The 17,423-nt window shown below is 43.7% G+C and carries 14 protein-coding genes and 1 pseudogene; 8 read left to right on the plus strand and 7 right to left on the minus strand.

What is annotated here, in order from left to right; genetic code table 11:
- The first annotated feature begins 167 nt into the window (after nt 1-167).
- Together B5D77_RS22195 and malQ are read left to right on the plus strand one after the other, a co-directional pair.
- On the plus strand, nt 168-623 hold the full coding sequence (locus B5D77_RS22195) for a DUF29 domain-containing protein (RefSeq protein WP_008198834.1): 456 nt from the start codon (nt 168-170) through the stop codon (nt 621-623).
- 253 nt (nt 624-876) lie between these two features.
- A complete protein-coding gene (gene malQ, locus B5D77_RS22200; RefSeq protein WP_008198836.1) occupies nt 877-2,379 on the plus strand; it encodes a 4-alpha-glucanotransferase in 1,503 nt (500 codons plus the stop codon).
- 50 nt (nt 2,380-2,429) lie between these two features.
- Here the strand turns inward: malQ and B5D77_RS22205 are convergent, their stop codons facing one another.
- From B5D77_RS22205 to B5D77_RS22225, 4 genes are all read right to left on the minus strand, one after another.
- Nucleotides 2,430-2,855: a hypothetical protein gene (locus tag B5D77_RS22205; protein ID WP_106909664.1), complete on the minus strand. Its 426-nt coding sequence runs from the start codon at nt 2,853-2,855 to the stop codon at nt 2,430-2,432.
- Between the two features lie 132 nt (nt 2,856-2,987).
- On the minus strand, nt 2,988-3,914 hold the full coding sequence (gene argF, locus B5D77_RS22210; RefSeq protein ID WP_106909665.1) for an ornithine carbamoyltransferase: 927 nt from the start codon (nt 3,912-3,914) through the stop codon (nt 2,988-2,990).
- 592 nt (nt 3,915-4,506) lie between these two features.
- Complete coding sequence (locus tag B5D77_RS22220) at nt 4,507-7,743, minus strand: tubulin-like doman-containing protein (protein ID WP_008198851.1); 3,237 nt, start codon at nt 7,741-7,743, stop codon at nt 4,507-4,509.
- Nucleotides 7,744-7,745: 2 nt separating this feature from the next.
- Nucleotides 7,746-8,702 (minus strand): ribonuclease Z, encoded by a 957-nt coding sequence (locus B5D77_RS22225; protein WP_008198852.1) that lies wholly within the window; start codon nt 8,700-8,702, stop codon nt 7,746-7,748.
- Between the two features lie 342 nt (nt 8,703-9,044).
- Between B5D77_RS22225 and B5D77_RS22230 the strand changes: the two genes are divergently transcribed.
- From B5D77_RS22230 to B5D77_RS28205, 3 genes and pseudogenes are all read left to right on the plus strand, one after another.
- A complete protein-coding gene (locus B5D77_RS22230) occupies nt 9,045-9,320 on the plus strand; it encodes a hypothetical protein (protein ID WP_106910049.1) in 276 nt (91 codons plus the stop codon).
- A gap of 99 nt (nt 9,321-9,419) precedes the next feature.
- Entirely contained in the window at nt 9,420-9,821 is a 402-nt protein-coding gene (locus B5D77_RS22235; RefSeq protein ID WP_106909667.1) for a fasciclin domain-containing protein, read from the plus strand.
- A 307-nt stretch (nt 9,822-10,128) separates the two neighbouring features.
- Nucleotides 10,129-10,321: pseudogene (locus B5D77_RS28205) on the plus strand (hypothetical protein).
- 285 nt (nt 10,322-10,606) lie between these two features.
- Here the strand turns inward: B5D77_RS28205 and glgB are convergent.
- The 3 genes from glgB to psbH all read right to left on the minus strand — a co-directional run bounded on the left by glgB (nt 10,607) and on the right by psbH (nt 13,791).
- The gene (glgB, locus tag B5D77_RS22240; protein WP_008198860.1) at nt 10,607-12,886 is read right to left on the minus strand and encodes a 1,4-alpha-glucan branching enzyme; all 2,280 of its coding nucleotides are present in this window, start codon (nt 12,884-12,886) and stop codon (nt 10,607-10,609) included.
- A gap of 357 nt (nt 12,887-13,243) precedes the next feature.
- Nucleotides 13,244-13,492: a TatA/E family twin arginine-targeting protein translocase gene (locus tag B5D77_RS22245; RefSeq protein ID WP_002735474.1), complete on the minus strand. Its 249-nt coding sequence runs from the start codon at nt 13,490-13,492 to the stop codon at nt 13,244-13,246.
- 104 nt (nt 13,493-13,596) lie between these two features.
- A complete protein-coding gene (psbH, locus tag B5D77_RS22250) occupies nt 13,597-13,791 on the minus strand; it encodes a photosystem II reaction center phosphoprotein PsbH (RefSeq protein ID WP_002736544.1) in 195 nt (64 codons plus the stop codon).
- A gap of 434 nt (nt 13,792-14,225) precedes the next feature.
- Here psbH and B5D77_RS22255 point away from each other — a divergent pair, with 434 nt between their 5' ends.
- The 3 genes from B5D77_RS22255 to B5D77_RS22265 all read left to right on the plus strand — a co-directional run bounded on the left by B5D77_RS22255 (nt 14,226) and on the right by B5D77_RS22265 (nt 16,802).
- A complete protein-coding gene (locus B5D77_RS22255) occupies nt 14,226-14,825 on the plus strand; it encodes a superoxide dismutase (RefSeq protein WP_039899642.1) in 600 nt (199 codons plus the stop codon).
- 326 nt (nt 14,826-15,151) lie between these two features.
- A complete protein-coding gene (locus B5D77_RS22260; protein ID WP_008198868.1) occupies nt 15,152-15,946 on the plus strand; it encodes an alpha/beta fold hydrolase in 795 nt (264 codons plus the stop codon).
- Entirely contained in the window at nt 15,906-16,802 is an 897-nt protein-coding gene (locus B5D77_RS22265) for a tRNA (5-methylaminomethyl-2-thiouridine)(34)-methyltransferase MnmD (protein ID WP_106909668.1), read from the plus strand. Before B5D77_RS22260 ends, B5D77_RS22265 begins: the two co-directional genes overlap by 41 nt.
- The last annotated feature ends 621 nt before the right edge of the window (nt 16,803-17,423 follow it).

Consider the following 17,423-nt stretch of genomic DNA (forward strand, 5'->3'; position numbering starts at 1 on the left):
CGCACAGAAAACGGGTTTCTCGGAGAAACCCGTTTTCTACTCATGCAAAAGGCAAAACGGAGTTTGGTTCTCACAAGATATCTATAATCTTAGAGGAGTTGGAAGTATTGGAAAAATTTTGAGCCGGTTGGACTAGGATAGTGAAAGAATACCGAGAGGACGTGAGCATGACACCAACAACCACGAAAACGCTCTACGATACCGATTTCGCTCTCTGGATCGACGAAACAGTAGATCGATTAAAAGCCGGAGATTTCGCTGCGATCGATCTGGACAATTTAATCGAGGAGGTGGAATCCTTGGGAATTAGTCAGCGTAAATCGGTTCATAGTTTTCTGGTTCGTTTACTGGAGCATCTCTTAAAACGGTGTTATGTCGCTCTCCCGGATTGTTATCGGGGATGGGAGGTCGAGATCCGGAATTTTCGCAACGAGTTAAAAAAAGAGTTTAAATACTCACCGAGTTTAAAAAGCTTTCTAGTCGAGATCTTTGGGGAATCCTACGGGGAAGCTTTAGAGTCGGTGCGCGAGGATTATCCTGATACCAGTTTTCCTGATGTTTGTCCTTTTGCGAAGGATTTGGATACTCTGTTAACTGAAAAGTTTTGGCCAGAGAGGAAATAACTATACTGAAAAACCTAATCACTGGATCAGACTTACCGAACCACTCGCAAAGACAAAAAAATCTCAATGGATAAAACCCCACACCCTAACCCCACCAACAAACTTTTTCAGCAGACCCTACATTATAGGTCTAATAAAGTTGTTAAGTATTGCCGTTATCGATCGAGATCGGGTTAGCTTGGAGATAGCAGTGAGCATTCAGCTTTAAACACTTAAGAACTGCTAACCGAATCATTGATAAGGGGGTTTTTTCATGGCTTTTAGCCGTTCTAGCGGTATTTTGCTTCATCCCACCAGTCACCCCGGTCGTTACGGGATTGGAGAACTAGGTAGGGAAGCCTATCAATTTATCGATTTTTTGGCTCAAAGTGGTCAAAAACTCTGGCAAATTCTCCCTTTAGGCCCCACAGGGTACGGTAACTCTCCCTACATGAGTTTTAGTGCCATTGCCGGCAATCATCTCCTGATTAGTCTCGATCTTCTTCGGGAGAAAAACCTGCTTAGTGAGGCAGATTTCGAGGATATTCCCGATTTTCCCCTCGATCAAGTGGATTTTGAGCGATTGATCGCTTGGAAAATTCCCCTACTTAGAAAGGCGGCGAGCAATTTTGTCAAGGGTTCTGACACAATTCTTTACAAACAGTTTGCTGGCTTTTGTGCTGGCAATGCTGATTGGTTAGAGGATTACGCCCTATTTATGGCTTTATCCCACGCTTACCAGGGTAAAGCATGGATGGAATGGCCGACAGAAATTCGCGAACGTCATTGGGGTGCGTTGGAAACACCGAAACAGGAGTTACAAGAGGAGATTTTTCTGCACAAATTCCTGCAATTTGAGTTTTTTGAGCAGTGGTTAGCCCTAAAACGCTATGCTAACTCCCTCGGTATCGAGATTATCGGTGATATCCCCATTTATGTCTCCCATAATAGTGCCGATGTTTGGGCAAATCCGCAGGTTTTCCGACTGGATCCGCAAACCGGTAATCCCTTGGAAGTGGCGGGGGTTCCCCCGGATTATTTCTCAGAAACGGGGCAATTATGGGGAAATCCTCTTTATAACTGGGATTATCTCAAAAATACGGGCTTTGACTGGTGGGTACGCCGTTTAAAAGCGGTTCTTTCCCTAGTCGATATCATCCGTATCGATCATTTTCGCGGATTAGAGGCCTATTGGGCGGTGGCTTTCGGCCAGGAAAATGCTATTAATGGTCGTTGGCTCAAGGCCCCGGGTTATGATCTCTTTAATACTATTGGCGCTCGTTTAGGTAAATTGCCGATTATTGCCGAAGATTTGGGCGATATTGACCAAGCAGTTCTAGATTTTCGCGATCACTTTGCCTTCCCGGGGATGAAGATTCTCCACTTTGCTTTTGGGGGTGATGCGGGTAATCCCTATCTTCCTTTCAACGTCGAACGCAACTGTGTGATTTATACCGGCACTCACGATAATAATACTACTGTGGGCTGGTTTCAGGATAACGCCAATGACTACGAAAAAGCGCGACTTTATCAATATCTTGGCGCTCCCAGTGGTCAGGGAGTGGCTTGGGATCTGATTCGACTGGCCTATAGTTCCGTGGCTAATCAGGCGATCGTACCGTTACAGGATGTGTTAAGTTTAGGATCCGATGCGCGTATGAATACCCCCAGTGTCCCAGAAGGCAATTGGTCATGGCGCTATCGTCAGGAAGCTTTAACCGGAGAATATAGCGAGAGATTGCGGGATTTAGTCAATCTTTTTGGCAGAAATCGTTAAATCCCAATCCTTTTTTCGAGACGTTACCCCTAACGTCTCTTTTTGTCCGGTTAATGTGAGGGAGAATTTTTTAGCAATCTTTGCCGGATGCGATCGAGATTTTCTTGACTATTGACGGGTAAATGGGGTAGGGGTAATTCTAAATTGGGCCAATTACTCAAATCATGGCAGGGACAGGATAAACCCGATTGGCCCAGCACTTCAATTGGTACAGGTATAGTACAACGAGCGCAGGGGTGAAATTCCCATTGAGGGGAAAGTAAGTCTTGGATGGTTTGTTGAGTACCTTCTAGGTAACAATCGCCACTTTGAGGATCAAGCATTTTTTGCCAACAATCCTCAAACTCCGACGAATAGCGATCAGCATTGAAAATTGGCAGCGGAAATAGCATAGCTTGGTTTTTGGGACAAATAACTTTTTTTCCCAATTGAAACCAATGGGCGAGATATTTTTTAACGGCGGAGGTGTCTGACATATAGTTAGGTGTGGAGGCTGCCCTGATTATTGCTCTTACCATCAATCCTAGCGTTAACTTCTGGTGTCGGACAGGTCTTAGGATGATTGATGATCGAGTTTAATAATTATTTTAGTAACTGAGCATCTGCAGCTAGATTAATCCCAATAAACTCACCATTAAAGCTTTTTGGGCGTGCATCCGATTTTCCGCTTGCTCCCAGACTTTTGATTGTACACCCTCGATCGCCCCGTCGGTAATTTCTTCGCCCCGGTGAGCAGGTAAACAATGGAGAATAATCGCGTCTTTGTCAGCGTGACTCATTAGCTGTTCGTTGACTTGGTAGGGCTGAAAAACGGGAATTCGGGCATCAGCGAGGCTTTCCTGTCCCATACTCGCCCAGACATCAGTATAAACCACCTGAGAGTCTTTTACAGCAGTAACGGGATCGTCGGTAATTAAGATTTTACTACCGGTTTTCTCGCCAATAGCCTGGGCGCTGGCGACAATTTCCCCATCGGGTTGATAGTTTGCGGGGGAGGCAACCCGCACATTTAACCCCATCAAAGCACCACCCAAGAGGAGAGAATTAGCGACATTATTACCATCCCCCACATAGGTGAGGTTAATTCCCCGTAAAGTCTGAAAAGTCTCTTGGATAGTCTGTAAATCGGCTAATATCTGGCAGGGATGTTCTAAATCCGTTAAAGCGTTGATAATCGGGATGCGCGAGTAATTGGCAAAAGCTTCTAAATCCTCTTGTTTAAAGGTGCGAACTGCGAGAATATCGAGATAGCGATCGAGTACCCGGGCTGTATCGGCTAAGGGTTCCCCGCGCCCCACTTGGGTTACACTGGGATTAAGATCGATCACCTGTCCCCCTAACTGGTACATGGCGACGGTAAAGGAAACCCGGGTCCGAGTGGAAGCTTTATAAAATAGCAATCCTAATACTTTGTTGCAGCTAGGGTTAAGATTACCAGCTTTAAGCTGTGCCGATAGATTGAGTAGGGCGCTGATTTCTTCGCTACTCATGTCGGTTATTCTTAAAACATCTCGTCCTTTTAAAGTGGCTACCATTGGTTTTTCTCTCGATAAACAGGGGTCTTGATTGGGTTTTATGGCAGTTAGCGATTAGCAAAAATCTTGAGCAAAGACCTTATTATAATCCAGTTTTTTCGTTATTAGGCAATTTTTCCCGAAAATTTTCATTGTGGGGGATGTTAGTCCAGCTAACACCCCCACTTTTTCTGTTAAATTAGGTAGGTGTTAAGTAGTCGTGCAAAATTAATTTCCTAGTGAAGATAGGCAAGAGGCAAGAGACAAGAGGCAAGAGGTGGTTAGATATGTGTAATTAATTTTGCTTAGGTACTTAAAAATTGTCAGATTCCCCCCTTATCAAGGCGGATCCCCCCGCCTATCGGCACCCCCCTTATCAAGGGGGCTATCCCTTATAGGGATCTTTCTTAACAATTTTTGCAGTAAGCACTCCAACCCTTATCCTGACTTGATTTCAGTTTTTTCTTTGTCAGTAAGGGTGTCAACAAGGAATATTACAAATTGTTAACCGAGTCTTGAAAGCCTTGTGCCACAAAGGTTTGAAATGTTAAGAAAGATGTGACTAAAGGACAGATCAAGGGGGGCAGGGGGGATCAAACCCAAAATCTAATTTCTACTTAACTAATTTTGCGCCACACTTAGAACAAAAATTAGACGAGGGCGGGTTTTTGTGTCCACAATTACCGCAGATAATTAAAGCTGGGTTAGCCACTTCCGTCACCGGAGAAAGAGGAATTTCTCCACCGCTATCCAACTTATAGTTATCGATTAACTGCAAAATAATTGCATCTTCCCGTTTATATTCTGTATTATCTTTTCCTCCTGTTAACTCCTCGGAACGTTGTTGTAAATATTGGATAAAAGTCCGATACAAAGCTTGTTTTTTCTCGGGAGTGGCTGCAGCCTGTAACTTAGCTGTCACCTGACTTTGAATTTTTTCCTTATCTTCGCGACAAGCTTTTACTTCTAACACCTGTACCGCATCTTCCCAACTGGTGGCGATATCGACTTTTTTTAATCCCGTTGCGGTTTTAATTTCATAGCGAATTGTTTTCTCATTAGTGACTCGATTGACTTCTGGAAAAAGCACTTTTAAAGCCCGGGCTGTCACCACCAATTGATAAATACTCGGATCTTCGGGAAAAACATCCCAGAAAGGAGGTTCCTTTTGGATATGCACGGGGATGGGTAAATCGCGATTTTCCCCCATTTGTTGGGCGCGTTTAGCGAGAATAAATTCCCCTTTCCAGTCCTGATAGGATTGCCGCAGTTCTCGCATTCCCTCGAGACAACGTAGGGAAAAACCGCCAATTTCCTGCACGAAGACAAGACGATATTTTTCCACGTCTCCCAAGGGTTTAATATCGTCTTCGTTTGCAATAAATTCCCGCAGTTTCGGAATAATTTTTTGGGCTGCTGGGTTACTGGTATTTCTTCCTCCAATCAGGGCAACATTTTGATTTAATTGAGGCGTAAAACCCGCATCTTTTCCTCGCAAAACCGCAGGATTGAGCATAATTAGGGGGCGCGATTTTTGGTAAGCAATGCGAAGATTATTGATAATATCGGCATCGTTGTTATAGATTTTTAACAAGCGATCGCAAGCGGCTAATTCCTGCTGAATTCGACTACTAGCGGGAGCATTTTGTAGGAGTTGATTAGCTTGATTTAGGATAACTTTTTGAAAATCTCCTTGACGAATATCGGCAATCTCGGTGATGTCAAATAAACGCATATTTTCGTCGGCACGGCGAGTTTCTTTCCAGAGGGGGCTAGATTGCTTTAAAATCTCTTCTGAGAGGGGTAAACAAAGGTTATCCATACCCGTATCGTAGGCGTTTTTGTTACCGACAATCCCAGAGGCAAATTGTTCGATAAAGTCTTGATAAAGACCATTTAATTCTTGTCTGTCAAATAATTTAATCCCATTAATTAACAAAGCATCGGCACTATCGATCTGTTGATTAGACTGGAGATTAAATAGATCGCGACTTTGAATTACTTTCTGACGAAAGCGATTAAAACGGCTTTCTAATTGATTAAGATGTTCCAGTAAACGGTTAATAACCTCTACTCCTGCACCTCTGGTTTTTCGTTGAATATTGGCCATTAAATGGCCTTCCAATCCCGTTAAAGCTTGTTCACAATATTCTTCCATCTTATCTTTTTTCGAGATATGAAGTTTATCTTTCAGATCATTAATTTCTGCCAAGGCTGTGTCGTATTCCCGTTGACGTTTACTTTCGTTTTGACTCCAAACCTGTTCTTGATCGCGACGGAATTTTTCGGCTATGTCGGTGAAGATTTGTCGTACTGAAACAATAAAACTCTCGGCAAATTTTACCCCACGGTTCCGATCTTCAAGGATATTATAAAACTCCATTTCTAGGGACTTTTTACCCCGTTGAATAATTTCATCCCGGTTACTATAAATCTTTTTCAGGTAATCGCCGTGCAGCCGTTCATCGGGACTCAATTCTAGTAAATGATTGCGTTTAAATTCCTCGACTCTTGGCGTTAAATAATCATCAATAAATTGCAGAATTTTTCCCTGTTCATTGCCTAAAATATTAACACCCTGCTTTGTACAAGATAGCCAATTATCTTGATTGATTTCCTGACGAGTTTCGTTAATCCATTGGGAGATTATGGCAATTAAAGAGCGATCCTTGTCGGCACATAAATCCATAATTAATTCCCCTTCGCTCAAGCGCATTCTTTTGAGGATATCACTTCTGACTAACTCCAACATTTGAGCGGGTAAAATCACTGCATCATTCAGCCACCAATTAATTAAATCTTTGGCTAAACGTTCCGATAAGGAGGCACGAATTTGGGCAATAGGAATTTCAATAGTTGATAGCCCAAAACTCATAAATTGCTTAGGATAACCGCGACCTCCCGGGTCAGCTTGCGCCCAAGAACCCTTAATATTATCTCTAATGGAACGCTTATGGGGGGCAAAATCAGAGGTCATATCTAGGAAGATATTTTGGGCGATCATTTCCCTAATTTGACCAAGTTTAAAATCCCCTTCGCCGTTTTTTGTCCCCACTAAATAGGTAAAATCAAAGGGGGGTAGCTTACTAACAACTTCATCGACTAAACCGCTGCTAAACTGTTGATGATATTCGGTTCTGTAGTCAGAAAAGTAATTTAATTCCATCAGGGCAGCGTAACCATTAGCCAAAACTCGATCGCCGACACTAATCCCCGCAAATGCTTCAGGAGTGGGAACAATTGCCGTACTCAAAGGACTACTTTCCCCGCGCAACCAATTACGAATACAGTAGCCTAGATCGATTAACATTCCGCTACCTGTACCACCGTTTAAAGAACCCGTAGTAAAGACATTAATAGCAGTATTATTAACTTTAATTCCATAGCGATCGAGCATAAAGTTTTCTTGTCCTTTTACCCGTCTCACTGCGTCCAGAAATTTTCTTTGGATCTCATGATAATTGCAAAATAAAGCAAAACGGCCACAGGCGCGAATTTGTCCCGCTCCCGCTTCCAGGGAAGTAATATTTCTCTCTAATTCCGGGGGAAACCAACTATTAATCCAGGGATATCTATCCATGTCAGATACCATCTCCTGTACCTGTTTTCCACTCACCCGGGCCCAGTGTTTTTCGTTATCTTTAAAAGCACTGCCGGCAGCTTCAGGATTACTGATTTTATAATCCTTATCCGTATCAACCACCAAAAAACTGACAATCGGAAAATTGCTCAAACTGCCATAACTTTCCTCGATTAAACGACGCAAGCGCGATAAAATCTCGTTACCCGTGCCACCAATACCCACTAAAACCGTGGGAACCATGCTTTTTTCTTCTACTGCTGCTGGCATAATTATTTAACTCCTAAGGCCATTTCTTGACGGTTGCGAGGGACTTCGTAGGTGAGGAAATCGTAGGCTAATTTAGTGTTAGGAAAAATCGCCCGCGCTTCCTCTAACAGATTGGAAATATCCAGAGAATTCCCCGGTAGATAACGGGGGCTAAAATGGGTCATTAATAACAATTTTACCTGGGCTGCCAAAGCCACCTGGGCTGCCATCGTCGAAGTGGAGTGAACACTTTCAAAGGCTAACCCGGCATCTTGGTGTGCAAAAGTCGCCTCATGAATTAGCACATCTGCATTCTGTGCCAATTCGATCGAGCCTTCACAGAAAATAGTATCGGTACAATAGGCAATTTTACGGCCGATTTCCGTTTCCCCGCAGAGGGACTGACCGCGAATTTTTCTGCCATCGGGAAGGGTGACAGTTTCCCCCTTTTTCAGCTTGCCGTAAATAGGTCCGGGGGGAATACCCAAAGCGTTGGCTTTTTCCACATCAAAACGTCCAGGACGGTCTTTTTCGGCGATGCGATAACCGTGGGCGGGAATACGATGTTTTAATAGCTGACAGGAGACGGTAAATTCTTCATCTTCGTAGAGTATGCCGGGGGAAAGGGGATGGACACGCACCCGATTGGCGAAATTAGTATAGGAATACTTAGCACAAGCGCGCAGATAGTCCCCTAGTCCGGGGGGTCCGTAGATATCAATATCCTGAGCAGAACCGGCTAATCCGATACTGGCTAACAATCCCATTAAACCAAAGATATGATCGCCGTGCATATGGGTGATAAAAATGCGTCGAATTTGGGAACTTTTTAGGTCGCTACGCAGTAACTGGTGTTGAGTTCCTTCTCCACAGTCAAACAGCCATATTTCCGCCCGTTGCGGCAAACGAAGGGCGATACTAGAGACATTGCGGGAACGAGTGGGAACCCCAGAACTGGTTCCTAAAAAAGTAATCTCCACAGGATAGCTGTCAGGATAGAGGATTCTTTTTCTAGTCTAGGCTGTTTTTATCGATTTCTCGATCGAATTGCTGCTTTTCTGTATTTGATCTCTTGGAAACAGGAAATCCCCTGATTTTAACCTAACTCTGCAATAATTAATCGCAGCCGGAAATAGGTTGGCGCACATATCATACTTTCTGCTTTTTGTCAAAAAAACTTTTTTTTTGCAACAAAACTACACAAAAAAAAGATCATCGTTGTGGGTGAAATTGACTCATTTACCTGTCTTAATTAGGATCACCTTGTAGGTGTGGCAAGGGTTTCAACCATTGCTGCCCAAAAAAGCACAGAAAAACCGATTATGAAATTCAGCAAAATCGCTTATCAGTTATCAGTTATCAGTTATCAGTTATCAGTTATCAGTTATCAGTTATCAGTTATCAGTTATCAGTTATCAGTTATCAGTTATCAGTTATCAGTTATCAGTTATCAGTTATCAGTTATCAGTTATCAGTTATCAGTTATCAGTTATCAGTTATCAGTTATCAGTTATCAGTTCACTGAGAAAACACCCCACTTCCCCACTTCCCCACTTCCCCACACCCCACTTCCCCAATTCATAATTCATAATTCATAATTCATAATTCCCACACCCTACTTATCTAGAACGATCTTTGGGACAAGATTAAGTTTAAAATCTGAAATAGATGATTTTTTTGAGGATCGAGTCAAGTTTATGGCAGATATTGTCGATATTGCGGTCAGTGCCGATAATTTTAAAACTCTAGTGACGGCGGTACAAGCCGCTAGTCTTGTGGATGCCCTAAAAAGTCCCGGCCCCTTCACGGTTTTTGCCCCCACCGATGAAGCTTTTGCCAAATTGCCCCCCGGTACGATTACAACCCTAGTGCAGAATATCCCCCAATTAACCCGAATTCTCACCTATCACGTCGTTGCGGGCAAATATATGCAGGAAGATTTAGCAAAATTGGCTGTAGTGACTTCTCTAGAGGGTTCACCGATTCCCATCGATTGTAGCGAAGGTTTTGAGGTGAAAAATGCCACGGTGGTCGCGGGTAATATCGAGGCGGATAATGGTGTGATCCACGTCATCGATAGGGTGATCCTGATGGGTTAGTTTTTGACCGGCTTTTCCCCGGGCCGCATCCAGGGCAAATCTGTCTTATTTAGTAACCAAATATACAGATACTTTTGCTTGTTTATGGTTTCGATGATCGACGGAGGAAAATGCCCACTTTCTGCACTTTCTTGTCTGTACCTGTTCAGACCATCTAATGGCTTTGCTACCATAAATATTAACGAAAAAGTAAGGAAATATTAAGGGAGATGAAAAATGGTTAACCAGTTTCTCCCCCTGATTAATTTTCGCCTTAGAATGCCGGTTTATCCACGTCGGTCAATATTCCGGCTCTTCTAGGTTCTGTGTGATAAGTTTAATTGACATAGGATCGATCGATCTTTGTGTCCTTTGTGTCTTTGTGGTTCGTTCCACCCCCTCGCTCTTGAGAAATGTATCTTAGAATACATTTTACCCACCAAAGCTGGGAGAGCCATATTCCTTTGAGAATGATCGTTTACCAGAAAGTTTTGTTCATATCGGTAGTCTCGCTGAATTAGCTCACCAACGACAAAAATATATTCTTAGCCATCTCGACAGTAATGGCAACGTGGAAGAACTCGCTCAAGAATGGGTGCAAACACTGCTCGCTAATCTAACAACTTAATAGTTTCTGGAAAATTCAGCCAAAAAAGAGGCCACTTTCCGCAAGATGGCCTCTAAATTTTTTTGTTAGGGGTTAGTCAGTTATCAGTTATCAGTTATCAGATGTTAGTTTTCAGTTCACTGTTTACTGTTTACTGGACGGCTACGCCGTGCCTTTGGCAACACTGAAAAAAGCTTACCTATTCCCCAGAAGCATGAGGACCGATTTTGAGAACTAAAACCCCTAAAGGTGGTAAACAGAGATCGATCGAGTGGGGGCGGCTATGATAGGACCATTCCTCCGACCATTTACCTCCGAGGTTGCCCATATTACTACCGCCATATTTACCCGCATCGCTGTTAAAGATTTCCTGATAAAAACCGGGATGGGGTACACCAACGCGATAATGGCTGTGGGGTTGGGGAGTAAAATTACAGACCACCACCAGAAACTCCTGCCAATTTTTGCTCCAGCGCAGGAAAGAAACGACGCTATGACTATTATCACTACAGTCGATCCACTCAAAGCCATCTTGACCAAAATCCTGGGTATATAGAGCAGGTTCACTCTTATAGGTGGCGTTCAAATCCGAGAAAAATCGTTTTAGCTGTTGATGGGGTTGATACTGCAAAAGACCCCACTCCAAATCACCCCAAACATTCCACTCACTCCACTGGCCAAATTCCATGCTCATAAACATGGTTTTCTTGCCGGGGTGGGTAAACATATAACTAAATAGGGCCCGGACATTGGCAAATTTTTGCCACTCATCCCCCGGCATTTTGCCAATCATATTACTTTTGCCGTGAACCACTTCATCGTGGGACAAAGCCAGCATATAATTCTCGCTGTGGTTATACCACATACTAAAAGTGACATTATTTTGATGGAATTGACGGAACCAGGGATCCATGCCGAAATAATCGAGCATATCGTGCATCCAGCCCATATTCCACTTCAAATTAAAGCCTAAACCGCCCATATAGGTGGGCCAGGACACCATCGGCCAAGCGGTGGATTCTTCGGCAATAGAGAGAATTCCGGGGAAATAGCTAAAAATTACATGATTGACTTGACGCAGGAATTCGGCGGCCTCTAAATTTTCCCGGCCACCGTACTCGTTAGCCACCCATTCCCCATCTTTACGACAATAATCGAGATAGAGCATAGAAGCCACCGCATCCACGCGAATACCGTCAATATGGTACTTATCGAACCAAAATAGGGCATTAGCCACCAGGAAATTTCTGACTTCATTGCGACCGTAGTTAAAAATTAAGGTTCCCCATTCCTTGTGTTCCCCCTTGCGCGGGTCACTGTGTTCATAAAGATGAGTCCCGTCAAAGAAAGCTAACCCGTGACCATCTTTGGGGAAGTGACCCGGAACCCAATCCACTAGCACACCAAGCCCATTTTGGTGACATTGATCGATAAAATACATGAAATCTTCAGGATTGCCGTAGCGACTGGTGGGGGCAAAATAACCCGTCACTTGATAACCCCAAGAACCATCAAAAGGATGCTCGGCGATCGGTAATAATTCGATATGGGTGTAACCTAATTCTTTAACGTAGGGAATTAGTTTTTGGGCTAACTCGTAGTAACTCAAAAAGCGCGCTCCAGTGTTCCATTCCGACACGGGAACCGCTTCTCCTTCCCCGGAAAGTAAACGGGGGGGTTCGGCACTGGAAGTGTGCAGCCAAGAACCGAGGTGTAATTCGTAAACGGAAACCGGTTGAGTTAAAGGATCGCTATGGCGGCGTTTTTCCATCCAATCGCTATCATCCCAAGTATAGCTATCTAAATTGGCCACGATCGAGGCGGTTTTCGGGCGTACTTCTTGGGCAAAACCGTAGGGATCAGATTTTTCGTAAATATGACCTTCCCAATTTTTGATCTCGTATTTATATTTAGTGCCAACACCGATTTCCGGGATAAACAATTCCCAGACCATATTATTACGTTTCCGCATTTGGTGATCCCGACCATCCCAGCTATTGAAATCACCAATAATCGAGACGTTGCGGGCATTAGGAGCCCAAACGGCGAAATAAACCCCTTTAATACCCTCGATTTCAGCTAAATGCGCCCCTAATTTTTCATAAATGCGGTGATGGTTGCCCTCCCCAAACAGGTGTAAATCAAAATCGCTGAGTTTGGCAGAACGGAAGGCATAGGAATCATAGATGACCCGTTCCTGTTCTCCCTCGTGAATGCGTAATTGATAATTGTTCAGTTCACCGATATCGATGACGCACTCGAAAAAATGGGGATGATAAGCGGTCGTCATGGGATATTCTTGTCTTTGGGACGGTAAAATAACCCAAGCGGCCGTGGTTTTCGGTAAATAGGCTCTGACAACCCATTTATTTACTTTTCCTTCTTCTTCTAGGGGATGGGCCCCCAAAACCTCAAAGGGATCGTGATGGAGGTTGTTGACGATTTGATGGACTTGTTCGGGGGATACCACTATAGACATTCAGTTAACACTCTTGACATCTACAATACTTATAGCAAGGAAATAGTCATTTTTTCCTTGCCTTCTGGGAATTCTCAAACTAATGATATATTCTGCCTACTTAGGGTCTGCTGAAAAAGTTTTTCGTGGGGGTAGGGTGTAGGGTGTGGGGTGTGGGGTGTGGGGAAGTGGGAAGAATAAATACAATAATCTCCTGACGACCGACTCCTGACGACCGGCTCCTGACCCTAACAACAATTTTTGATTTTTACAAGAGGTCTATGGTAAAACTGCCAATTTAATCTCGATCTGGTCATTCTCGATGTTAATCTAGCGGATAGCCTCGAATTTGACCTACACTACATCTCTACACGGTTCTTAACTGGAACGAGTTTGATCCCTAGTAGATTGACTTTCTTCTAATTCAGCTTTGATTTTTACCGAGTCTTCAATCTGCTGGGCTTCTCGCTTAAATTCACTTTCAAATTCCTTTGATGCTTCTTGAAATCCTCGAATCGTTTTGCCTAAACTGCGACCGATTTCTGGTAATTTTTTTGGTCCGAAAACTAGCAGGGCAATCAAGAGAATTAACCCCATTTCTGGCAATCCAATCCCAAAAATATTCATGTTTTTGCTCCTAATAAAAAGCTCGCGGTGGGCAATAACCCACCTGCCAAAGTCCACGGGACAATTGTGCCGCCAAAAATGCCGACAAGATTGTTGGAATCTGCTTACTGACCCCAATCTACATTAAATCCTTCTAAAATTAGGGAGGAGTTGTAGATCTGTAAAATAATCAGCAAAAAGACTAAAAACAGAGCCATAAACACTCCCATCAGCAAGGTAGTTCCCCAACCGGGAGAAACTTTACCATATTCTGAGTTGAGGGGACGAAGGATTTCACCTAAGCGTGTACGCTGTGCCATAAGTTACCAAGAAAGATCTGTAAATGATAATTTTGTATTGATCCGTAATTTGACGAACTGCCAACCGATCAACCCAGTGAGATAAAATCTACTGCTGTTGCCAGTGGAGCTTTTTTGGTCTAATTCCGAACGGAATCGTTTTTCGCCTGCCCTGCCACGCCCACAAGAATCTGCAAGCGCCTACAGTACGGGAATTATTCTAACATTGTTTGGTGATCTTCTCAGGATTTAGCAGACGGTCGATGGGAGGATTTTTCAGTTATCAGTAATCAGTTATCAGTTATCAGTCAGGGGTTGGGGTTGAGGTGATGGGGGAGAAAAAAGCTGATCAGTGATCACTCAATCAAGTCTCCTTCGGTGCTATGATCGAGGATGTAAAGTTTTATCAAGACTACCTTAAACAAGCTCTCAAGAGAGGATATCAAGAACAACAGATGGCTTACACACTTCCCGCTTTACCCTACGATTACACTGCCTTAGAGCCTTGCATCACCAAAAGTACCCTAGAATTCCACCACGACAAGCACCACGCCGCTTATGTCAATAACTATAACGGTTTGGTCAAAGATACGGAACTCGATGCTCTCTCTTTAGAAGAAGTTATCGTTAAGGTGGCCGGTGATGCCTCTAAAGCTGGGGTTTTCAACAATGCCGCCCAATCATGGAACCATAGTTTTTATTGGAACTGCATGAAACCGGGTGGTGGCGGTGCGCCTACTGGTGCTTTAGCCGCTAAAATTAACGCAGATTTCGGCAGTTTCGAGAAATTTGTCGAAGCTTTCAAAACTGCGGGTGCTACTCAATTCGGTAGCGGTTGGGCTTGGTTAGTTCTCGATAAGGGTACTCTCAAAGTTACCAAAACCGGCAACGCTGACAATCCTTTAACCGCCGGACAGGTTCCCCTCCTAACTATGGATGTGTGGGAACACGCTTATTATCTCGACTACCAAAATCGTCGTCCCGATTACATCAGCGACTTTTTAACTAAGTTGGTTAATTGGGATTTCGTGGCTGCTAATTTAGCGGCGGCCTAAAAATTTGGCTCAGTTAATTCAGTTATCAGTTATCAGTTATCAGTTATCAGTTAGGCTGCCCGCGCATTTAAATTGCTTGTTGAGATGAGGCACTCTTGCACTCTTGCAACAGTAAAGGGAGCGAAGCAGATGCAGCTAATCTCAGGATAGTCGGTGAAAATGCGTCTTAGCTTATCAGTTATCAGGGGTTGGGGAGCAGGGAGAAACCATCCATAGGTTGGGGGTTAATACTACTCTTAAAATTGGCAAATCTCTCTAATATTAATTATCCTTAAATATAGATAACCAGAAAAAACTTTTTTAACATCGATCGCGCTGCTCGCACAATGGAACAACCTGTCAGTTGGATTATTCCCCGTCATCCCCGTCCCGATTATCCCCTGTTTGTATTTTTACCCGGAATGGATGGCAGCGGCCAACTATACCATCGTCAGATTAAAAACCTAGCCCCTTACTTCGATCTGCGTTGTTTGGCGATTTCCCCGCAATATCTCGGTGATTGGGAGGAATTAAGCACCCTCGTGATCGCTTTATTGGCCCAGGAATTAAAGCAACAATCGAGAAAAGTCTATCTCTGCGGTGAGTCTTTTGGCGGCTGTTTAGCCTTGAAAATAGCGATAAAATCACCAAAATTAATTAAAAAACTGATTTTAATTAACCCCGCTTCTTCTTTTAATCAAAGACCTCTTTTAAGCTTGGGAATCGGTATCACCCAGATGATGCCCGATTTCATCCACAGCAGCTCGGCCCTAACTATTTTACCCTTTCTGGCCGCTCTGGGTCGAATGTCTAGGGAAGATCGCCGCTCTCTCCTCAAAGCCATGCAATACGTCCCACCGAAGACGATTAGCTGGCGTTTATCCCAGTTACAACGGTTTCAGGTTAGTGCCAGCGAGTTAAAAGCTCTGCAATTGGAGGTGTTAGTGATAGCCAGTCAAGGCGATCGACTGTTACCATCGGTAGCGGAGGCTAAACGCCTAATTCAGCAGTTACCCGCCGCAAAATTGACGATTCTACCCAATAGTGGTCACGCTTGCCTGCTGGAAACCGATATTCACCTCAAAGACATTCTCCATCACCATGCTTGTCTCCCCCGAAGCTTACCCGCAAAAAGTCACTGAGGATGGTTCTTATACCTTTTTTTCGACCGAATTCGGCGAATGTTATCATTCTACCTCCGGGGCAAGGGAAGAAGCCGAGAAAAAATTTATCCTCTCCAGTCGTCTGGCAGCAAAAGCAGACCAGAGCAATAATCTAAAAATTCTTGACATTTGTTACGGCTTAGGGTATAATGCCGCCGCAGCCTTAGCGGCCATTTGGCGAGTTAGGGGAGATTGTCGGGTAGAATTATTAGCTTTAGAAAGCGATCGAGTGGTTCCCCTAGCGGCTATTAGAGAAAATCTCTTAAATAGTTGGAGTCAACCAATTCCCCAATATTTAAATGATTTTGCCCATAATCACCGGCTAGACCTGCCTAATCTCACGGCTAAACTGTTAATCGGGGATGCGCGACAGACGATAACCAGGGTGATTGACGCGGGTTTTCAAGCAGAGGCAATTTTTCTCGACCCCTTTTCCCCGGGTAAATGTCCGCAACTGTGGACGGTGGAGTTTTTGGCTTTAGTGGCCAAATGCCTGAGTCCGACGGGTTATTTAGTCACCTATTCCTGTGCTGCCTCGGTGCGAAGGGCTTTACAATTAGCAGGATTGCAGATTGGGGCCACCGATAGCGTCGGTCGGCGATCGCCGGGGACAATAGCCAGTTTTTTGTCCTTACCCCCATCTCTATCGGCACAGGAACGGGAACATCTGCAAACTAAAGCCGCTATTCCCTATCGAGACGCGACTTTAACCGACCCAGCCGAAGTTATCATACAACGTCGTCGCAGCGAACAGGCTCTCTGTGACTTAGAACCGACTAGCCACTGGAAAAAACGTTGGCAAAGAGCGGTGAGTTCGATCGCAATCTCGGAATGAGAATATGTAGTTAAATGCCTGAGAATTCGGGCTTTTTGTTTAAGAAAAATTAAGCATCCTGCTGATCGGCTTGTTTTTTTTGGGCTAGTTAGATAGCATGGGTGCAGACAGGACGTTATCTGCATAAAAAAGGTTCCCCGGCCAGATAGATTTTTTTGTTAAACCAATTCAGCCTTAAGGCGATCAAGAGCGACTCTTCTTAACGATCAGTTTGCCGATCTAGTATTAACCGGAGGACAGGAAAATGAGTAATAAGAACGACCCAAAATATCAAAAAATTAAAGGTAAACTGGAAAGAATTATCCCCTTGCCAGAACCGCAGCAAAGTCTGGCTCTACATCGTATAGCCAGAGAGGAGCAAGAAAGTTTTGACAAGATCGAAAAATATTTTAATCGGCTTATATGGGAAAAGATTCATGAAAAATTAGACCGAATTAACAATGAAAGAGATAATATTGAAAAGTTAAGGCTTTTAAAAGAACTGTCAGAGTCTAATTTTTTGGGTTTTTCTTTAGATGAATATAAGAACTTACTAAAACAAACCAAGATTTTATCGGAAGAAGAAATTAGAAAGAGAATAAAAGAAATTAAGCAAAAAGCGAAAAACCCTATTCAAGAAGC

Source organism: Microcystis sp. MC19 (assembly GCF_003019735.1).
GTDB lineage: Bacteria > Cyanobacteriota > Cyanobacteriia > Cyanobacteriales > Microcystaceae > Microcystis.

Coding starts and splice junctions, on each gene's coding strand:
- B5D77_RS22195 (WP_008198834.1), top strand. CDS start 168: ATGACACCAACAACCACGAAAACGCTCTACGATACCGATTTCGCTCTC.
- malQ (WP_008198836.1), top strand. CDS start 877: ATGGCTTTTAGCCGTTCTAGCGGTATTTTGCTTCATCCCACCAGTCAC.
- B5D77_RS22205 (WP_106909664.1), bottom strand. CDS start 2,855: ATGTCAGACACCTCCGCCGTTAAAAAATATCTCGCCCATTGGTTTCAA.
- argF (WP_106909665.1), bottom strand. CDS start 3,914: ATGGTAGCCACTTTAAAAGGACGAGATGTTTTAAGAATAACCGACATG.
- B5D77_RS22220 (WP_008198851.1), bottom strand. CDS start 7,743: ATGCCAGCAGCAGTAGAAGAAAAAAGCATGGTTCCCACGGTTTTAGTG.
- B5D77_RS22230 (WP_106910049.1), top strand. CDS start 9,045: ATGAAATTCAGCAAAATCGCTTATCAGTTATCAGTTATCAGTTATCAG.
- B5D77_RS22235 (WP_106909667.1), top strand. CDS start 9,420: ATGGCAGATATTGTCGATATTGCGGTCAGTGCCGATAATTTTAAAACT.
- glgB (WP_008198860.1), bottom strand. CDS start 12,886: ATGTCTATAGTGGTATCCCCCGAACAAGTCCATCAAATCGTCAACAAC.
- B5D77_RS22245 (WP_002735474.1), bottom strand. CDS start 13,492: ATGAATATTTTTGGGATTGGATTGCCAGAAATGGGGTTAATTCTCTTG.
- psbH (WP_002736544.1), bottom strand. CDS start 13,791: ATGGCACAGCGTACACGCTTAGGTGAAATCCTTCGTCCCCTCAACTCA.
- B5D77_RS22255 (WP_039899642.1), top strand. CDS start 14,226: ATGGCTTACACACTTCCCGCTTTACCCTACGATTACACTGCCTTAGAG.
- B5D77_RS22260 (WP_008198868.1), top strand. CDS start 15,152: ATGGAACAACCTGTCAGTTGGATTATTCCCCGTCATCCCCGTCCCGAT.
- B5D77_RS22265 (WP_106909668.1), top strand. CDS start 15,906: ATGCTTGTCTCCCCCGAAGCTTACCCGCAAAAAGTCACTGAGGATGGT.